The organism is Lysinibacillus sp. RS10, assembly GCF_041956855.1.
Lineage (GTDB): Bacteria > Bacillota > Bacilli > Bacillales_A > Planococcaceae > Lysinibacillus > Lysinibacillus xylanilyticus_A.
Map to the genome: position 1 here is coordinate 2654397 of NZ_CP167122.1, position 18112 is coordinate 2672508.

16 protein-coding genes and 1 pseudogene are annotated in these 18112 nt (G+C 36.1%); 7 read left to right on the forward strand and 10 right to left on the reverse strand.

Annotated elements, in window-relative coordinates; all coding sequences use genetic code 11:
• Nucleotides 1–4: 4 nt before the first annotated feature.
• The 3 genes from ACB089_RS13610 to ACB089_RS13620 are packed head-to-tail and all read left to right on the forward strand — an operon-like array spanning nt 5 to nt 2873.
• On the forward strand, nt 5–1006 hold the full coding sequence (locus tag ACB089_RS13610) for a FecCD family ABC transporter permease (protein WP_374966885.1): 1002 nt from the start codon (nt 5–7) through the stop codon (nt 1004–1006).
• Nucleotides 1006–2061 carry a FecCD family ABC transporter permease gene (locus tag ACB089_RS13615; RefSeq protein WP_374966886.1) on the forward strand — a complete coding sequence of 352 codons (1056 nt, stop codon included), beginning with the start codon at nt 1006–1008 and terminating at the stop codon, nt 2059–2061. The genes ACB089_RS13610 and ACB089_RS13615 overlap by 1 nt, the downstream gene beginning before the upstream one ends.
• A 14-nt stretch (nt 2062–2075) precedes the next feature.
• The gene (locus ACB089_RS13620; RefSeq protein WP_374966887.1) at nt 2076–2873 is read left to right on the forward strand and encodes an ABC transporter ATP-binding protein; all 798 of its coding nucleotides are present in this window, start codon (nt 2076–2078) and stop codon (nt 2871–2873) included.
• Nucleotides 2874–2930: 57 nt separating this feature from the next.
• Here ACB089_RS13620 and ACB089_RS13625 read toward each other — a convergent pair whose 3' ends face one another.
• From ACB089_RS13625 to ACB089_RS13640, 4 genes are all read right to left on the reverse strand, one after another.
• On the reverse strand, nt 2931–3200 hold the full coding sequence (locus ACB089_RS13625) for a hypothetical protein (RefSeq protein WP_374966888.1): 270 nt from the start codon (nt 3198–3200) through the stop codon (nt 2931–2933).
• Nucleotides 3201–3600: 400 nt separating this feature from the next.
• Nucleotides 3601–4725 (reverse strand): IS4 family transposase, encoded by a 1125-nt coding sequence (locus ACB089_RS13630; protein ID WP_374964443.1) that lies wholly within the window; start codon nt 4723–4725, stop codon nt 3601–3603.
• 207 nt (nt 4726–4932) lie between these two features.
• Nucleotides 4933–5643: a Type 1 glutamine amidotransferase-like domain-containing protein gene (locus ACB089_RS13635; RefSeq protein ID WP_374966889.1), complete on the reverse strand. Its 711-nt coding sequence runs from the start codon at nt 5641–5643 to the stop codon at nt 4933–4935.
• Nucleotides 5644–5785: 142 nt separating this feature from the next.
• On the reverse strand, nt 5786–6523 hold the full coding sequence (locus ACB089_RS13640) for a polysaccharide deacetylase family protein (RefSeq protein WP_374966890.1): 738 nt from the start codon (nt 6521–6523) through the stop codon (nt 5786–5788).
• A gap of 336 nt (nt 6524–6859) precedes the next feature.
• Here ACB089_RS13640 and csaA point away from each other — a divergent pair, with 336 nt between their 5' ends.
• On the forward strand, nt 6860–7192 hold the full coding sequence (csaA, locus tag ACB089_RS13645) for a chaperone CsaA (RefSeq protein ID WP_374966891.1): 333 nt from the start codon (nt 6860–6862) through the stop codon (nt 7190–7192).
• Nucleotides 7193–7384: 192 nt separating this feature from the next.
• On the opposite strand, the gene ACB089_RS13650 is transcribed toward csaA, so the two are convergent.
• The 4 genes from ACB089_RS13650 to ACB089_RS13665 form a co-directional block, all read right to left on the reverse strand.
• Nucleotides 7385–7759 (reverse strand): hypothetical protein, encoded by a 375-nt coding sequence (locus tag ACB089_RS13650; RefSeq protein ID WP_374966892.1) that lies wholly within the window; start codon nt 7757–7759, stop codon nt 7385–7387.
• Nucleotides 7760–7806: 47 nt separating this feature from the next.
• Complete coding sequence (locus tag ACB089_RS13655; protein ID WP_374966893.1) at nt 7807–8256, reverse strand: hypothetical protein; 450 nt, start codon at nt 8254–8256, stop codon at nt 7807–7809.
• A 627-nt stretch (nt 8257–8883) separates the two neighbouring features.
• A complete protein-coding gene (locus tag ACB089_RS13660) occupies nt 8884–9732 on the reverse strand; it encodes an MBL fold metallo-hydrolase (protein WP_374966894.1) in 849 nt (282 codons plus the stop codon).
• 459 nt (nt 9733–10191) lie between these two features.
• Nucleotides 10192–10938 carry a YwqG family protein gene (locus ACB089_RS13665; RefSeq protein WP_374966895.1) on the reverse strand — a complete coding sequence of 249 codons (747 nt, stop codon included), beginning with the start codon at nt 10936–10938 and terminating at the stop codon, nt 10192–10194.
• A 482-nt stretch (nt 10939–11420) separates the two neighbouring features.
• Here ACB089_RS13665 and ACB089_RS13670 point away from each other — a divergent pair, with 482 nt between their 5' ends.
• Nucleotides 11421–12611: a multidrug effflux MFS transporter gene (locus ACB089_RS13670; RefSeq protein WP_374966896.1), complete on the forward strand. Its 1191-nt coding sequence runs from the start codon at nt 11421–11423 to the stop codon at nt 12609–12611.
• Nucleotides 12612–13178: 567 nt separating this feature from the next.
• Nucleotides 13179–13562 (forward strand): transposase, encoded by a 384-nt coding sequence (locus tag ACB089_RS13675; protein WP_374966897.1) that lies wholly within the window; start codon nt 13179–13181, stop codon nt 13560–13562.
• Here ACB089_RS13675 and ACB089_RS13680 read toward each other — a convergent pair.
• The gene (locus ACB089_RS13680) at nt 13509–14228 is read right to left on the reverse strand and encodes a hypothetical protein (protein ID WP_374966898.1); all 720 of its coding nucleotides are present in this window, start codon (nt 14226–14228) and stop codon (nt 13509–13511) included. The genes ACB089_RS13675 and ACB089_RS13680 overlap by 54 nt on opposite strands.
• Before the next feature lie 334 nt (nt 14229–14562).
• Here ACB089_RS13680 and ACB089_RS13685 point away from each other — a divergent pair.
• Nucleotides 14563–14825 (forward strand): annotated as a pseudogene (locus tag ACB089_RS13685) (IS4 family transposase); the annotation flags it as partial.
• A 145-nt stretch (nt 14826–14970) separates the two neighbouring features.
• On the opposite strand, the gene ACB089_RS13690 reads toward ACB089_RS13685, so the two are convergent.
• Nucleotides 14971–17625 carry a SpaA isopeptide-forming pilin-related protein gene (locus ACB089_RS13690; RefSeq protein WP_374966899.1) on the reverse strand — a complete coding sequence of 885 codons (2655 nt, stop codon included), beginning with the start codon at nt 17623–17625 and terminating at the stop codon, nt 14971–14973.
• Nucleotides 17626–18112 lie beyond the last annotated feature (487 nt).

The window sequence follows — 18112 nt, forward strand, 5'->3', positions numbered from 1 at the left end:
TTATATGATTTTAAAAAATAATTTTTCAAAAACAATTGCACTAATAGTGGGAACACTACTCCTACTCCTTTGTATGGGAATCAGTATTGTATGCGGCTATGCAGATACGTCCATTCAAACGACTATTGAATCTTTTACACAGTTTAATAATTCTAACGAGCATATTATTATTCAAAATGTTCGCATTCCAAGAGCACTAATCGCTACTTGTGTGGGTGCTTCCCTAGCTATTACAGGCGTACTCATGCAGACATTAACGAAAAATCCTTTAGCATCACCAGGCATATTAGGAATTAATGCGGGAGCTGGTTTTGCGGTCGTTTTTTCTATGATTTTCTTCAATGTTACAAGTTTGCAAGCATTTGCATGGATTGCATTTTTAGGTGCTACAATAGCTGCTCTATCTGTTTATGGTATTAGCGCAGCTGGACGAGACGCGATTACGCCAGTCAAAATAACTTTAGCAGGTTCCGCTATCGGTGCATTATTTGCTTCCTTTACGCAAGGATTACTTGCAACAAACGAAGCAGCACTCGAACAAGTATTGTTTTGGTTAGCTGGTTCCGTACAAGGTCGAAAGATTGAAATTCTTATATCTGTATTACCTTATTTTATCATTGGATGGATTGGCGCTCTGTTGATCTCTACTAAAATGAATATTCTTGCTCTTGGGGACGATGTAGCAAGAGGCCTAGGATTACCCCTTGGATTCATGAAGTTGATGGTAGGTATTATTGTCATTTTATTAGCAGGTGGTTCAGTTGCAGTAGCTGGTCCAATAGGGTTTGTTGGAATTGTGGTACCCCATTTTGCGCGAAAGTTTGTTGGCACAGATCATCGTTGGCTCATTCCAATGGCCGCTCTATTAGGTGGCATTCTTTTACTGATAGCCGATGTAGCAGCACGCTATATCATTATGCCTCAAGAAGTTCCAGTAGGAGTAATGACAGCCATGATTGGTACGCCATTCTTTATTTACCTTGCGCGAAAAGGTGGAAAAAAATAATGAAACAGTTAAAAACAATACGTTTACTACAAAATAAAATCTCGTTTTTACTTGATGTCAAAGCTTCTAAAAAACTTACCTTTATTAGCATCCTGACACTAGCCGTCTTTTTCTTTAGTGCATCATTTGGTGATTCATTTATAAATCCATTAACGGTGATCCAAACCTTGTTCGGCAAAGGCTCTGAGTTTGATCAATTAATTATTGTGGATTTCCGAATGCCTAGAATTTTTCTTGCTGCTTTTGCTGGTATGGCTTTAGCAGTGGCGGGTGCTATATTGCAAGGAATCATTAAAAACCCACTAGCCTCCCCTGATATTATCGGTATTTCTGCCGGTGGCGGAGCAGCGGTCGTTGGTTTTTTAGCCATCTTTAGTGATTCCAATCATTCTTTAACTGTTAGTATTGAATGGTTACCCCTTGCAGGTTTTATCGGAGCAACTTTCGTTGGTGTCATTGTTTACATATTTGCTTGGAAAGATGGTGTAACACCCTCTCGACTTGTATTAATCGGTATCGGCGTTTCTGCATTTATGCAAGCCATAACGACGATGTTAATGATTATCGGTCCTATTTATCAAGCCAGTGAAGCAAATAAGTGGATTACAGGGAGCGTCAAAAGTGCTGATTGGGATCAAATTCAAATTATCGTTCCAGTGATCATAGTTCTTCTACTGATAACATTTTTTATTACTCGACAGCTAAATGTCCAAGAATTGGGTGATGATACAGCTGCTAGTTTAGGACAATCTGTACAAAAAACTCGTTTATTCTTATTACTCTTGAGTTCAAGTCTAGTAGCAAGTGCTATTTGTTTTGCAGGAGCGATCGGTTTTGTCGGCTTAATGGCACCACATATTGCAAGACGCATTGTAGGACCGTCATACGGTGTTCTCATTCCGACATCTGCTGCAATTGGCGCATTACTAGTAATGGTTGCAGATATTATTGGACGAACTGCATTTAGCCCTTTAGAAGTACCAGCTGGTGTGTTTACAGCTGCCATTGGTGCTCCTTATTTCATCTATTTATTATTTAGAAACCCTAGAAAATAAAGGAGTCAAATGTCATGACTATTACGTTAGAAACTAAATCACTTACACTAAACTATGGTGATTCCAATATCATTGAAAATCTGAATTTATCTATTCCGATGAATGAAATTACGGTGCTCATTGGCGCCAACGGTTGTGGAAAATCTACACTTTTACGCTCAATTGCTCGATTATTAAAGCCTAAAAATGGCTCTGTATTATTAGATGGCCAAGATATTTTTAAATTATCCACTAAACAAGTAGCAAAAAAACTTTCTATTCTTCCGCAATCACCAGTAGCACCAGAAGGATTAACCGTTTTACAACTTGTTAAACAAGGTCGTTACCCTCATCAAAGCTGGCGCAAACAGTGGACAGAGAAAGATGAAGAAGTCGTGTTAAACGCCTTAAAGGCAACCGGCGTTGATCATTTACGAGATAAACCGGTCGACGAGCTTTCAGGTGGTCAACGTCAACGTGCCTGGATCGCCATGACCCTTGCCCAGGATACAGATATTATTTTATTAGATGAACCTACTACCTACTTAGATCTAACTCATCAAATTGAGGTTCTAGATTTACTATTTGAATTAAATCAACAGCAAAACCGGACAATTATTATGGTGCTACACGATATAAACTTGGCCTGTCGTTATGCTGATCATATTATTACCGTTCGAGATCGCGGCGTCTTTGAAGAAGGAAGACCTGAAGAAATCATGACCACTACATTAGTAAAGCATGTCTTTGATCTAGATTGTAAAATGACGGCTGATCCTATTTTTGGCACACCATTATGTATTCCTTTCGGTAAAGGACGAATTATTTCTTAACTTTAAAATTTAGAATGAAAACACGTAACCCCTATCTTTGCAACATTAGGCTCGTCACTATAACGTGTGGTTGATTTCCGTTCCGACTGGGCGCTTTGCCGCTGACGCTTCGCTTTCGCGCAGATAAAACATTTGTTGCTGACGCTTCGCTTTCGCACAGATAAAACATTTGTTGCTGACGCTTCGCTTTCGCATAGATAAAACATTTGTTGCTGACGCTTCGCTTTCGCACAGATAAAACATTTGCCGCTGACGCTTCGCTTTCGCGCAGAGCAGAGCTTCCTGGGGGCGTCCGATGCGCCGCTTCGCTGCAGGGTCTCGGGGCAACAAATGTTTTCTGTGCGAAAGCGTAGTGCAAACGTAGCGTCAGCGACAGGATGTTGGTCACGAAGGCGTTATCACAGGACGTGATGGTTTTAGCCTTCGTTCCTCTATCGCTGATCCCCAAGGAGTCACCCAGTCTCCACTCCAATCAACTAAAATACATGGTATACGTTTTTACAAATATCATACTGACTTTCGGTGATGAATCTAACATTAGTAAAGATAGGGGTTATATAGAATTTTATATTTATTCATAATCACTAATGTCGCATGAATTTTAATTGAATTTTCTGTTTTCTGTTTCTTCCGTTTTTAAAGAAAATGAAAGATACTTAAATAGAGATAGTAAACATCCATTTTTTTACTATAACCTTTGACTGGGGCAACTGACAGTTCTAAATCCTTATGGTACCGTAGTTCCTTCGATTTCCCGAAGCCAAATACGTGCGGGCTTCCATAGTGTTGCTTTTAAGTACCTACTAATTTGTAAGTACGTCAGTGAACTGTTTGTGTAAAGCTGTGCTAGCACGTTTAAGCAGTAAACGATCATCGCAATGTACACCTGATTATGCACAGCTTGCTCGCTTTGCCCGTAGAACTTTTTAATGTTCAGATGCTGTTTCATCCACTTGAAAAACAGTTCGATTGCCCAGCGTGACTTATACAGTTTAGCGACTTCATCTGCGCTTAAATCAAAACGATTCGTAATCAGATGTAGCTCTTTACCGTTTGGATCTAGTACTTCGATACGGCGAAATACATTTTCAGCACGATTTTGCGTGTTGCCAATCAGAATCATTTCATCCGATAACACCGATGACTGTTCAGGTACTTTAAATGATTCAATCACACGTGTTACGGCGTTTTTTCGCAAGCGTGAGACAAAGAAAAGTCCGTCATCTGTCATGCGGTCAAAGCGCTCATAATCTAAGTAGCCTCGGTCAAACACGTACATGCACTCCTTGTCATCAACGAGAATTTCAAGCTGACCACGATCATGTTCTTTCGCATTCGTTAGCACCGCTTTATCAGGGTACGAACAACCTTTTTCTAGGTAAACAAGGCGCAAATGTAACTTCACACCTGATTTTGTTTTACGGAATTCAGCCCATCTATGGTTGTTTAAGTTCAATGGCAATGTACTAGAATCAATGATTTTTAGTGGTGTTGTGGTTTTTCGGCGCTGCTCAAAATGCGTTTTCTCATGAATTTGCCCGACTAAGTCTAGAAAAATTTGTTGGAAAAACTCAGTTGGCACTTGGTTTAATCGCCGACCTAACTGCGAAAAGCTGATGGACTCTAAATACGTTGCTTTTTGTAAGTCGTCTGATAACAGCGTGTCACTAATGGCACGTAGACTTTCGGTTTCATTCAGTTGCGCAAACAGTAATAATTTCAAGAATGAAGCGATGTGAAGCTTCTTTGTATAGTAATTTAATTGATGAATTTCAACTAATTTCTCCATTTGTGTAGAAGAAATAGGTGAAAACCATTGTTCAAATGAAGTTTTTCGTGTAAACTTATCCATGCTTATGTCCTTTATTTTGGATTTGGATGGTTTACTACCACCCAACCATTATAAAGGCTTTTTTTATGCACGGATAATATTGCGGAAAATTCAGTTTTTTAAAATACGTTGAATTATTTTAATGCGACGCTAGTGATTCATAATTAATGATGTTGTTTTCTTCAAAATGTAAATAAGCCTATTCAAATAGGTAGTGCCCCCTTAAAGTTATAGTTTTTTCATACGTCCTAAATACTCTACAAATAATTCTTGCTCATTCATCTCCTCATCAAAAGAGACCCTATATGCTTTCCCGTTAGGCTTTGAACTAACAATTTTATGGATTTCTTGATTGATAAAATGAACAGCTACTCCATCATCAACGGCAAGACCAGATGAGAGCTTTTTTGCTTGGACCAAATCTTGATAAGCTGGTTTTCGATTGATTTCACCATCGTAATGAGGGCAATTACTTCCTGGAAGAAACCCTAAACAGTTTATCGGCTGTAAATTTCCACCACCATATGAATCTGTTATTCCTTCTTCAAACCAACAAATTGAGCCCGCGCTAATGCCTGTCAAAAGGATTCCTTCATGCCAAGCTGTCTTAAAAATGCGATCTAACGACCATTCTTTCCATAAAGCTAAAAGGTTTTTAGTATTTCCTCCGCCAACATAAATTATATCCTTGTCCAAAATAAAACTTTCCAAATCTTGAGTAGGTGGAGAAAAAAGTGATAAGTGGGACGGAATACATTGATGTGAGTCAAAAAAAGAATAAAATCTCGAAATATAATTTTCCGAGTCCCCGCTTGCAGTCGGAACAAAGCAAATTTTAGGATTAGCTTTGTTAGATTGCTGTAAAATATATGTATCTAATAATGGATTGTGAGGCTCCATAGAAAAGCCCCCTCCCCCTAATGCAATAATTTGTTTCATTTTATGCTCCTTCCATTTTATTGATTTTTTGTAAATGCCAAACTTTTCTTAATTATATAATAATTTCAACCAACTTCATAAAGCAAGGCTTAGTTTTCAGTAGAAACCAAGCCCTGCCCTATTTACGCTTTCTAATCAATAGTTATTTTCCTTCTTTATTACTGAATTTTTGGATTTCCAGCAGCTCAGAAATCGTTACAAATTTATATCCTTGCTCTTCAAGTTCTGGTAAGATTTTTTTCAATGCTCTCACGGTTTGCGCACGATTCCCTCCACCGTCATGAAATAACACTACACTTCCGGGCTTAGCACCTTTTAAAACAGTGTTAACAATCCTCTTTTCTCCAGGATTTTTCCAATCGAATGTATCTAAATGCCATGACCACATGACAACTTTATATCCTTCTTGGATAATTGCATCAATCATGGCATCCGTATACTGACCTTCTACTGGTCTAAATAAAACAGGCGAATATCCAGTAATTCCAAAAATCGTTGCATGTGATTGTTTTATTTCTTTCATTAGTTTGGAAACGTTCGTTCTTAAAGGATGTGTATATGTGTGAATAGCTAGTTCGTGTCCTTCTTCGTGTACACGTAAAGCAAGCTCAGGATTTTTTTCTGCATTTTCACCCACAATAAAAAAAGTTGCCTTTGCATTATATTTGGATAATATATCTAAAATTTCAGGGGTATACTTTTTATGAGGACCATCATCAAAAGTTAAGGCAATAACTTTTTCATCCGTATTGATATCCCACAAAATTTGTCCTGCTTCTTCGTAATATTTTCTTCCTTTGTCGGCAAAAGATTTTTCACTTACAAAAAATACAAAGATCCCAAGAATGCAAAGTGCGATCAACAGATAATACTTCCTCAAGTTTTCACCTCCTGCAAATAATTATTTCTAATCATTATTATTTGAGGTTTAAACTAAAAAAATGCTTGTATTTTTGTATTATTAACTGTATATAAAACCAATTACAATCCAAAATGAATGTAATGATGTATTTTTCTCAGGTATCAAAAAACCTGCAGATGCCAATTCCAAATGTTATATTATTAAAAAGGAGTATAGTTATTTTTTATAATAATGGTAAATTCCGTCACTTTTAAGAGGTACATATCTCCTGAATTTCATTTAATAAACGCAAATACTTTCATTTTTTGAATTGGGTCATTATACAAAATTACATTCACTAAAGGGGGATACTTTATGGCAACTATAGAAGACTTTGTTAATCTTGATATTAGAATTGGGACAGTTACCCAAGCTGAAGAACTTCAGAAAGCAAGAATTCCTGCTATTAAAATGAAAATTGACTTTGGTGAAGATATTGGAATTAAACAATCCTCTGCTCAAATTACCAAACGCTATACGCCAGAAGGCATTATAGGCAAGCAAGTAGTAGCTATTGTTAATTTCCCTCCTCGTCGAGTGGCAGGCTTTAAATCTGAAGTTTTAGTTATTGGTGGAGTGCCCGTAGATGGTGATGTAATTCTACTAACGCCTGAACAACATGTGCCAAATGGAACTAAAATTAGTTAAAGATAGGTAAGCCTCTTTGCGAAAAGGTTTTTGTGATAGTTGAGTTTATTGAAAATCATTCTAAACTCTTGATTTCACTGTATTTAAAAAGCCAACATTTTGAATAAAGTTTTGATCAAAACGTTGGCTTTCCTTTATTTTTTTTATAAAAAATTGATTATTTTGATTCTTCTTACTCCACCAAAGTAACTATTAGTTAAAGGGAAGATACTTCCTCCATTTCTTCCAAGCCTCCATATAACCATTTAGGTCATGCGGATGAACTTCAATACACACTCCAATACGTGTATATAATTGAAAAACAACTTCATTCAAAAGTCTTTCCTTAGTAAAGGATGCATTCCCGTTCCACAAAGAAAACGATGAAAAAAGTGTATTTACATCTAGACTATCTGGTGAAGAACAAAAAGCATAGGTAAAATCGTAAACTTTGGGACCGATTAATGGTGATGGGTCAATAACTCCTTTTAACTGATTACAAGCGTATACAAAATTATGAACACCTGTATCTCCGTGAAGATAGTACTTCTCCTCTTGATCGTGATAAGTTTTTAATATATTTACCAACAACTCTACTCTTTTATGGTCCTCGCTCGGTAAGAGCTTACCTATGTTCATTTTGGCAAACTCAAAACTACTTTTTTAAAGTCTGACCAGGAGTTTCTATGAATCCCGTTTATTCTTCCCCAAGGAATGTCTTTGTCTACCTTTTCATAATTATTAAATAATCTTTTAGTTAAAATTTTCATCCATTCTAATTTCGATCCCCGATTATAGTGAGTTTCTCCAGGTATATAAGAGTAAATAATAAATTCTTTTTTATTATCCGTGTAAAGAACATCAGGCAACAATTTCACATTTTTATATGCAAGTAGGAATTCCTCAGTGGCTGTTATTACCTTAGGATGGTCTATCTTTACCACATAGGTTGGCCTATTTTTCAACAGGATAGTATATAAAATACCATCAGTTGTACCACTTTTTAACCTCTGCAATTCTAGATGATCATTTTTTACAAAACCTTTATTAGTGATTAACTCAATAATTTCATCTATTTTTTCCATTTTTTTATCCTTTTTGGTCGAATTAGTTAACTACCCAATTTGATAAGTTCGCTAACTTTTTCAACTATCCTTCCCCGTTATATGCAAAGTTGCCTTTGACTTCAGTAGCATGATCTTAAACTCTTGCCCCCGTACCATCGTTTTCATTAATCAAATTCAGGTCTAAGAAGAAGTTTAGTGTCTAAATAAAGCGATATTTACGTGAAAATTGTGTGATAACCAAAATAATCGTTAACCCAACAACGAGATACCACATTATATGAAAAGGAACTATGTACATTAATACACCAAATAATATAGCTGTTAAAGTGCTAACTGTAATTGAATATACACTCGTAAATTTATCTTGAATAAAATAATATAAAGTGAATGGTAGTGCTAAGGTAAATATTGGAATATAAATTGTTACAATAGATGTTTTAATGAGGGCTATTGAAAGCACGGCAATTATGAAACCTATTGACGTAGTAAGCGTTCTTCCATTGCATACAAATGCCCTCTATAAAACCGACACTTATTTCAGCTATCAACCGTAGTTTGCCTATGACATATACCATGTATGATTACTAGACTAATGGAATGGTGCTGTTACAATATGCATTGGTAATTACACAAAAATACATTACTTTAATAACCATTAGCAAATTCATCTATTACTACCAATTCGTCATCAGTCGGTTTCCTTTTTACGTATTTCTTATAATTTTCTATTATTTTTTGTTTTTCACCTTTAAAAATATCTGTATATGTTGCAATGGTTCTAAGCATTGTAATTTCCTGATTAAATTCCTCTTTTGAAATCGGTTTCCAATGAGAGAGAATATATGTTTCTGCATCAAATGTTTCTAGTTTATCTAAAAGTTGAAGAGTTTCGTTTACTTTGTAATTCCTCTTTTCGGAAAAAATATCACAATAAATACAATCTCCTAAAAATAGAATCTTTTCTTCTTTGATGTACACAACTACAGAATCTGAAGCATGACTTCCTCCCACATGTTGTATGACACAAGTCACCTCCCCAAGATCTACTTCCAGTTGTTTTTCAAAGATTAAATCTGGTAATACAATCGTGATATTCCTTTGACTAGGGAATTCTTTTTTTATTGCATTTGCACAAAATTCAATCTCCGTTCCTTCTTTAACTCGAGAATCCAATGCCTCATTCGACCACGACAGATGCTTTAACTTTTCTATTTCCGTTTTTGTTTCTATTGAGGAAATTGATAATGCATTTGTTAGAGTAGAGAGACCAAAAATATGATCCCAGTGCCAATGTGTAAGGACAACCATATCTGGATTTGAAACGTTTCTTTTTAATAGTTCATCTAGAAAATACTTGGCATGTTTTTCCGAGTTACCTGCATCAATCATTAATGTCTTATCCCTACCAACAACCATCCCAAGTATTGGACGGTCGGTCTCCGAGACTGGTGTGATATACCAAAAATACTTACCTATTTGCTCGATCGAATGCATGTAAAACCCCCTCCTTAACCTTAATTATTAACTGACTTGCTCAGATTTTACTGTAAAAACAGAATATATTAAAAGCAAACGACATTAAATCCTTAATAGATAAATTTTATAAAAGACAATTTTAAATACTGAAAAACCTCACTTATGGTACGGTTCACCGAAACTAATATTAAATTTCGTTATAAAAATAGATTTCCTTATTGGACTAACCTGCTTCGTTAGTTGAATAAGAAAAAAGAATAACCCTCAAAAAATAAAAATAAATAACCACAAATATTAGAAAAACATATAGTGGTTCTCTTCTAAATTTATCCTTTTTCTGAACAAAACGCCGGGTCAGACCTCGTTTATCAAAAGAGTTCTCACTGATAAATATTGATTTAACCTTCATTTGTAACATGGTATTTACGCTCATTTAGTTTAGCGTAACGATTCATCTTTTACACTATATATTGCTCTTTAACCTGCATCAGACCTTAATCTACTAAAGTCCAAATTTTTCAGTCGTTCTGTTTCAATAAATATCATTAATTTATCGCCGTCATGCCAACACCACTCAAGACTATCATCCGAATCAACCGTTAACAGTGAGATCCATTCTGCTTCAGGCGTTGGATCATACGCTAGTGAATAATGAGAAGGATAGCCAAGAAGATAGTCCGAACTTTTATGTAGAGAATCCCGGATTTCTGTGTATATGTCGCTCTGAACTTCATCGAAAGGCCAGTCCTTTAACTGGTATTCGTCATAAGGAATATCAATAGTCGGGAAAAACTCAATCACTGTAGTCTTGCCAATATCTGAATGGGGAGGCATTATCGTCTCTAGATTCGTCGTTTCAGGAATATAGATACCATGAATATATCCGTCCTCAAACACCTCTAGATAATCATCATCATCATCATCATCATTATCATCTGCTACAAAGAGACTTAGGAGCCCTTTCGATGGCAGACCTCTTTCAGGTGAAGCGATTTCTGAGAAATTGATCTGGCCAAGGAAACGATACGGCTTCTTCTCATACGTTGGCCATTCGCTACCAACTGGTAAATCAGGTGCTCCTCCAAAACGACTACAGCCTAATCGTGGTTCGGCATCTTTATTCTTAAGTATATCAATTGCTGGCCTTAACACTTGAGATAAATACTCTTTATGATTAGCAATATTTGACTGTTCTATCATCTCTAAAAAATTATTTCTATTCATTCCATCCTCCGTCGTGTGTTTTTTTAAAACGAGATTTGAATTTTCCCCATAATTAATTATACTTCATCGTGGTTGCGAGAAAAATGATTATACTAATAATGGAAAAAAACTATATTTCTTTGTTTTTTGTTAATACCACTTTTCAACTAAACTCCGTTAGCCAGTCATGTAGCGCAAAAACCAGCGCTATCCCACTTAGAATGAAAGATAATTACGTTCTATCATGAGAGTTTAATAAAGAAAAAAGAGCTGCCTATGCAACTGTTGGTTTGAAATAAAGTTCGATCGTTTGTAAAAAAGATTAACCTTTAATAAAAAAGTTGGACCATTTTATCCCTTTGGATGGTATAATTTTTTACGTATTTTAATTAGAAGGAAGTGAATTCATGAGTGATTTGGAAAAAATTAAACTCGTGAAGCCACCATTTCCCAAGCTACGATGTTTTTCTTTCAAACCTATAATTATCTAGGAGAGGATTATTTTGAAGAAAAACATCGGAAACAAAACACCTAGCTTATTATTACTGATTGTATTAGTAGGCTTCCCACAAATTAGTGAAACTATTTTTAGCCCATCATTACCTTCTATCGCAGATGCATTTGAAACTTCTATGAGTGATGCACAGCTTACGATGAGTGTGTACTTTATCGCTTTTGCCTTCGGAGTGTTTTTCTTTGGTCGTTTATCCGATAAAATCGGTCGTCGCAAGGCAATGCTTTATGGGCTGTTTTTATATTTTGTTGGTAACATACTTTGTTTAGTAGCAAATGAAATGGCGGTTTTATTAGTCGCACGCTTTATTCAAGCGTTTGGTGCAAGTGTTGGCTCTGTCGTAACACAAACGATTTTACGCGAAAGTTTTTCTGGTGTTGAGCGTCATAAATTGTTTGCTCAAATCTCAGCTGCCCTTGCCTTCACACCTGCCATTGGCCCGTTAATCGGTGGCTTTACCGATTATTATTTTGGCTTTAAAGTCGTATTTTTGGTGTTAGTTGCTATGAGCGTTATTGTATTTTGCTATGCGTTTTTACGCTTACCTGAAACAGCGCTTACTACAATCGAAATGAAACCTATACTACCAATAGTGATGCGCATGATTACAAATACGCGTCTCTGGCGCTACGGCGTATTAATTGGCGGTATTAACGGTGTATTATTTAGCTATTATACCGAAGCGCCATTTATTTTTACGCAATACTTTACACTATCAAGTGCGATGTATGGTTTTTTAGGCATTATCGTTGCGCTCGCTTCTATCGCAGGTGCGATGCTATCTAAACGACTCGTTAACCACACAAAACCGGAGATGATTATCGTACGCGGATTAGCCATTATGCTCATCGGTACATTGCTCGCTACATCGGTACATTTTTTACAGGTTTCATTACAAATGCCAACCATGATTGTTAGTGTATTTATTATTTTATTTGGGACAGGTACCGCTTTACCAAACTGTTTAAGCTTAGCGCTGATTGACTTTCAAGATGTCATTGGTTCTGCGGGTGCGATATTTAGTTTAGGTTATTATCTACTCGTCAGCGCTACAATCTATGGTATGAGCGTTTTCCATAACGGAACAGTCCTTGCGATGCCACTATATTTTTTAGCACTAGGGATTGTTATGCTCTTAATAAGCATACCGTTACTTTATAAAAAAGATGCGATGTATTGAATAATGTCGCGATTCTTTAAAAAGTTGCACCATTTAAAAAAAGATAAATGCTTGACCTTCACGCTACGTAATAGGAGTCACTATATCATTTATAAGCCAAGTCGAAAATAAACTATAGGCACCTCGAAAATGATTAAACTTTATTATAAAAACTAAACTTAAATCTGCTGGGTAAGAATCCATTTTGATCAATCTTTTTTCAAAATGGATTCTTTTTATTTTTCGTAAAATCTGGGTTTTCGTGATATTTTTGATCAAGCTTTATTTTAAAGCTACAGCAACTCAATGATCTTCAAGTAATGCACCCCGTTAGCCATCCATGTAGCACAAAAACCAGCGCTACACCACAGAAGATGAAAATGTATTCAGAACGGGTATTGAATACTACGGCTGGGAGAGGAAGGTCGATAAACTATGGTGCCTTGAGCCCTTCCGTTAGTTTGACTCCAACGACCACGGTGTATCACTGACTGTCGCTCCCTCACGGGAAGCATTCATGGGAGATTCATCCTACTCAGGTTGCTGCACCAGCCTCTAATTTGATTGGCCGTAGAAAGGATGTTTCTAATGGAAGTCATCATTGAACGTGCATGTGGCATGGATATTCATAATGATTCGATTACCGCATGTATTATGACACCAGAAGGTAAAGTGATTCAAACCTTTTCTACTAAAACGGTTTTTCTATTGAAATTAATTGATTGGATTAAAGAACACGGTTGTACGCACGTAGCTATGGAAAGTACAGGTGTATTTTGGAAGCCTATTGTAAACATACTCGAGGCTGAGAGTATCGAATTTTTAGTTGTAAATGCCCAACATATCAAAGCGGTGAACGCATTCTATTTAGAAATTGGATCATTCCGGCGGCTTCAATTCCTGGGATCTTTATGTAAGTTATATACGTTCAGATCCTTTTGTTACGAGCCATTCCTCTATATCGTTGTATAACTGTTGTTTATCTTGCTCATATATAATGGCGATCTCTTGCCCGTAGGCATAATTAAATGTTACATAGCCACCTAACATCTGATAGAAAAATTTACAAATATACGAGTTCTCCATTATCAAATCTGGAAGAAAAGCAGCTTTAAACATTTTAGCTAGCTCTTGTAGTGTAGGCCCCTCCTCTTTTGGTGGTAAACGTAAAAAAAGATAATTTTGTGAGTCAGAACAAGGCTCGTAATACATGGGGCCTTCTTGAGCTTCGCCGTAAACTTGATAATATAGATTATCTAGCACTACCGTAAATATTTCATCATCTTCAACCCCGCTCTTTTGCACAGTTAGTACGTGATCAGCATGGCGAGGCAACCAGAGCAGCTGATTGACCTCAGGATGTACAGCTAGAAAATCACCATCAATTGTTGTGCCAATAACTATGCACTCACCGATTTGTTGCTGAGTAATCGGACTCCCTTCGTTATGCTCCCATAAATCGTATTCAACAAAAGGCTTTAGTACCTCACTATCGGGTAAGTGAACATATATCCATCCTCTATAAGTTCCTGCTCCAAACTGTTGCAGAAATGTTAGATAGCCTGGCGGAAAAAATATTGCCTCAATCTCCACAAGAAAGTCATGTTGAAATGATTTAGGCTGACTGACAAAATACATGGACATTCCTCCTACAGTTGATTTTTATAAAAAAGTTTGATCATTTCAATGAGCCTTCTTCAAATAAAGCACCTATTAGTTTATGTGTATTATTCACATTGTATCAACTAACATTAAAGGCTACCTAAATATTGTATTTTTACTCAATCGGAACATAAATATCTGTCTTGCTCTTGGCTTTGAAGTTTTTTGGTGGCTCAGTAACGTATTTTTCCAGTGGCCCATTGAGCCAATACCCAGGTTTATTTCATCGCAATTTTTTTACAATCGTCGCGACATTATTTTAAACATCGTATCTTTTTTATAAACATCGCAACTTTATTTCAAAGCTACATTTATCATACTCGCTTGGAAGAATCGTTGTCACTCCGATCAACGCACGCTAGGTGGACTATTTTATGAATTATGTGATGAAGTCAATGAACTTGATTGGGCTGTTGTTTTGCAGCAGTTAATTGAGTTTCTTCTCTTCAGGATGCCTTGAAACAGACAAATAAGAGAATCAAAAATTTAATTCAAAGTCAACTTGAGCAGTGGATCTCCGCTCTTCCCAGCTATATCAAGGCTTATTTGCCGGTTTCACTCTGCGAAAGTTGAGTTTATAACATTAAGTTTTCATTTTATTTCTTATTGAAATTATAAACGTAGCTAAAATTTAAACTTTATTCCAAACGAACGTATTACTAAAGAACATTTTCGACATAATAAACCCCCTGTTCATGTTGAACAGGGGGTTTATATTTTAAATTTCTTTTCTGTTACGTCGTAATAACAAGCAGCCTGCTAAAGCTACTAAGATTAAACCAAGTACTTGATATAAAGTTGTGTCACTTTCTCCTGTTTGAGGTAAGCGTTCAGCTTTATTTGAAGTTTGTTTATTCTTTTCTACTGATGGCATTTCTGCTACATTACCAGCATCTTTTGGATCATATGTTTTTCCAATCTGTTCAATCTGTTCAATCTGTTCAATCTGTTCTACTGGTTGTTCTGGTTTCTCTGGAATTTTTTGTTCCTCTTCTACATTACCCGCATCTTTTGGGTCATATGTTTTTTCAATCGGTTCTATCGGTTTTTCTGGTGTTGTCGGTTTTTCACTCGGTACTATCGGTTTTTCTGGTGTTGTTGGTTTTTCACTCGGTACTACCGGTTTTTCTGGTGTTGTCGGTTTTTCACTTGGTTCTACCGGTTTTTCTGGTGTTGTCGGTTTTTCACTTGGTTCTACCGGTTTTTCTGGTGTTGTCGGTTTTTCTGTTTCTTTGGAATTTTTTACTGTTATTTGAACAGCTTCTTGTTGACCGTTCTCAATTGTAAACTCCGTTTTTTCATTTAAAAGTTTATATCCTTTTAATGCTTTTGTTTCCACAAACGCATATTTACCCGGATCTAGGTTATCTACTTTAATTTGACCTTCTTTGTCAGTTACTAATTTTTCTGCAATTACTTCGCCTTTATCGTTCATTAACTTAAATTCAACGCCCGCTAAAATGTTTTTAGTATCGGCATCTATTTTCGTTAAAACAACTGATTCTTTAGAAATTTTTGTATTTGTAATATTGTAACCATCAACTTTAGACTCATACCCTACTACCGGTTGCTCTTTCACAGCATATTTGATTTCTTTACCGTCTACTGTGTACTTGTCTAAATCATCGAATTGATATTCCCAATTATTTTTTTGTGTTACTGTTTCCGTCAAAATGACCTTATCATCTTTTAGTAAATCTACTTTGATTTCTGAAGGGCGATCTTGTTCACGATCGTTGATCCACGTTTTCATTCCCTTAATCAAAGTTTTTTCCACACTGTTAGCAATTGGTAATTCAATACCTTTTTCAGCGCCAGCTACTATTGTAAATGGAATTTTCTTATCCGGGTCAAATGTTACATATTCAGGAGCTGATACTTCTTGTACATAGTACTCACCAGCTTTTAAGTTTGGTACTTCTACAATTCCTTTTTCATTGGTTGTATAATTCTCGCCAATTAGTTGACCATCTTTTGAGAAAACTTTAAATTGAACACCTTGAATGACTTGCTCTTTATTACCATCTATATGTTTCAGTATTCTTAATGTACCTTTGGCTGGCAAATCTCCCACAGCCCCACCATCGGATGAAATGTTTTTTACTTTAACCACTTTGTTCTCTTCTACTAGGTCTTGACCTTTAACTTGGTAACTCAAATCATATTCATTCTCGAAATATTCTTGATTTACACCATCAGCTGTAATAGTCGTTTTATAACCTACAGTGATCGATGTTTTACTTGCAAAGCTTTGTTTAATCAATACCTCAAATGAATTATCACCATTAAGATTCACATATCCATACCCTATGTTTTTAAACTCTTCAGGTGTATATTGATTATCACCTAATGGGCCACTTGTGTAGATATAGAAACTATCTTTCTGTAATTGTTGACCGCCTTGTGAAGAGTCTTTTAAATCGATATCACTAGCAAGCTCTTCCTGCTTTAAGTTGAAGTTTAGGAACCAACGAACTTCATCTGATTTTTCTGGCTGGATATCTCCTGTTTTATAGAAGAAGACTCCTGGCGAAGAACCGCCACTTGGATGAGTAATTGTTACAGCTTGCTTACTTAAATCTGTTTCAAAGTCTGTCTTAACTTCTTTTGTTTTTCCAGCTTCTACATTCGTTGCTTGAATAGTAAATTCAAAGAAACCTTTAATATTTTCACGTTCATCTACTATGCTATTGAATGTACATACAACTTGCCCGCTAGTTACATCACATGAACCGTAACCATCTAGATCAATAGTCTTATTAAAACCTTTTAATTCAGGTGGTAACGTCATTGTAAGTGTATCGCCTGTTTTTAATTTGATATTAGACTTTTCACTAAAAGTTACATGGATCTTTGTTTGTTCACCGTATGTTAACTCTTTTTTTATAATTTCCGCACTATCAAGAAATCCTGTATGGCTTAGTTCTTGTGGAGGTGCAATTGTTTGAATTGATTCTGGTGAAGCATCTCCTTCAGTTGGTTCGGGTTTTGCGGAGTTATTATCTTCTCCGGCAGTTTTAGATTCTTCTGCTGGAGTACTTGGTTTGTCTAAAGGCTCATTTGTTTTGTCTACAGGAGTACTCGGTTTGTCTTCAGGAGTACTCGGTTCTGTAGGAGCACTTGGTTTTTCTGATTGTTCAGATGTATTAATGCTGTTTTCTTCTCCTGCTGTCTCATCACTTACATCTGCGGCTTGATTGGCATGTGCTCCGTCTTCTACTACTGCTGGTTCTTCACTTTTTGTTTCAGTTATTCCTTCCGTTTCATGTGGTCCATTACTAGGATCCACTTCACTCGCAAACACTGAAATTGGTGATAGTACTGTTTGGAATACGAGTAGCAATAATAATACTGCTATGTTTAATTTTTTCATGTTTCTCTCCTTTTCTAGATCTAGAGAGATACCTGTTAGTGTTTGCTGACGACGTGCATCCTTTCATAATGTCGGAAAGGTATGTCACAAACAAATAGGTTGGTCCCTCTTTCTTTCAATTCACTTATTAGGTAATCGTAATTACTTACGAATTGACGGTGTACAAACTTCTGTGTATCAGCCCTACTTTTGTTACGCATTTAATAACAGAACTCACCGCCTTTAAGAACTCAGACTCATCATAAACGAAACCACTTAACAAATTCTAAACACTTTAGGACTTTTCGTTCATATAATTCAAAAAAATTTCTATATTTATTCCATTTCATTCATCTTTATATAACAACAAAAAACAGTGAAAATCACTCAAACAGAGTACTTTTAACTGTTTTTCAAATAGGTATATTGGAATTCCATTCACTTTACTTATTTAACATACATGTTTTTATACATAGAAAAATTTTTTTATAACTCAACTTTCGCACAG